We start from the raw sequence: 1,436 nt of genomic DNA on the forward strand, positions 1-1,436 counted from the left end.
CTAACCAACTTTTTCACTACTCAATTTTGATTAAAAAATCATTAATTCAGATTGGCCCGATAACCCCGAAAACTCTTGAAAGTAACTGCATCCGTCGGAATTTTACGATGGGTGTCTTTTTAAATTTCGAAAGAAGCCTTTTCACTTGATAATGTGAGTGGTGCACTTGGAACTTGAATTCGGGTTATTTAAAGATAGGCGACACTCAGTTTTTTATCAAATTTAAGATGGGTGTCTTCTTAAAATTTGATACCGCTGGTCACATACACCGCTATATACAGACCAGAAAGTCGATAGATACGACCACACAGGTCAAATAGGCGTGACCAAAAAGTCGGTGAAACGTGACCAGAAATAGAAAAGCCCCTGCAAGTGTGCTGGGGCTTTGGATTGAGTGTCTTTTATTTCTTCAAATTAGAATGGGGGTCACCTATATTTTTAATTATTCTCCTAAAAATTAGCGGAATAAATAGCAAAAGGAGTACATGAATTATAAAGTAAATAGTTAAATCCAACCCAAAAGACAGAACATATGACTCAACAAAAACAACATACAATATCAATACTGTTATAAATGTCAAAAATGGAATACTAGAAGCTCCTTTTTTATTTTTAAGCCTCTTTATTGAGTAATAACAAGATATCAAATCAAGTGAAAGCGCTATGGTCAAAATTAAATATACAACTTCAATGTTCATATTACTTTAGTACCCTTTGTCCAAACAAACCTTTGAATTTCTCAACACCTTTAGGCCATGCCAAAGAGCTTTTAGGAACAACTCCTGACTGAACTCGACTATAAGCGGGTAGTGCTGTAGGCCCGCCTGCAAAAATGTAGTTTCTCCAGCTTTTCCCTCCTACCATAACCCAAGGAGTTGAGGCTCCAAGAGAAGAACCTGTAGTCCATTGTGTAACCAACTGATTTTTCGCAGTAAAAGGTCTCAGAGCAGTTCCCCCTAGAATCGACGCAGTCCAATATCGCCCTGAAGTTTCAGAGGTTAAATATATTGATGATTCAATGTCAACGCCTCCGTCAATTCCAAAATATTCACGGAATATTCGACTGCCACCTAAGGACATTCCATCTCCAAGGCCTGTAATTGCATTGACCCACTTTTGCGACGGAGTTGGCAACCAATGAGCGGCATATATATCTTTGCCGGAGAACGACATATTTTGGGCTTCTTGGCTTGCCAATTCAGCCATCAATAAACACATGACTCCCATCTTAATTTATACCACAACTACACCTCGACATGTTTCAAAGCAGAAACAAACCACTAAAAATAGCTCAATTCGCTTTGAACCTTTGATAAATTGCTTAACTTGATAACTTAGCTGGGATTTCAGACATGGCTAACCACGTAACTTTTAAAAATCACGTTAAAATTGGGGTGTTAATGTATATTAAGGACTAAGCGAATAACGCACTACAC

General features: G+C 38.0%; 1 protein-coding gene. It reads right to left on the reverse strand.

What is annotated here, in order from left to right; all coding sequences use genetic code 11:
• Positions 1-699: 699 nt before the first annotated feature.
• Positions 700-1,218, reverse strand: coding sequence for a hypothetical protein (locus A7985_RS25345; protein ID WP_065793153.1), 519 nt, complete (start codon positions 1,216-1,218; stop codon positions 700-702).
• Positions 1,219-1,436: the final 218 nt, after the last annotated feature.

This window comes from Pseudoalteromonas luteoviolacea, from assembly GCF_001696455.1.
Taxonomy (GTDB): Bacteria; Pseudomonadota; Gammaproteobacteria; order Enterobacterales; family Alteromonadaceae; genus Pseudoalteromonas; species Pseudoalteromonas luteoviolacea_C.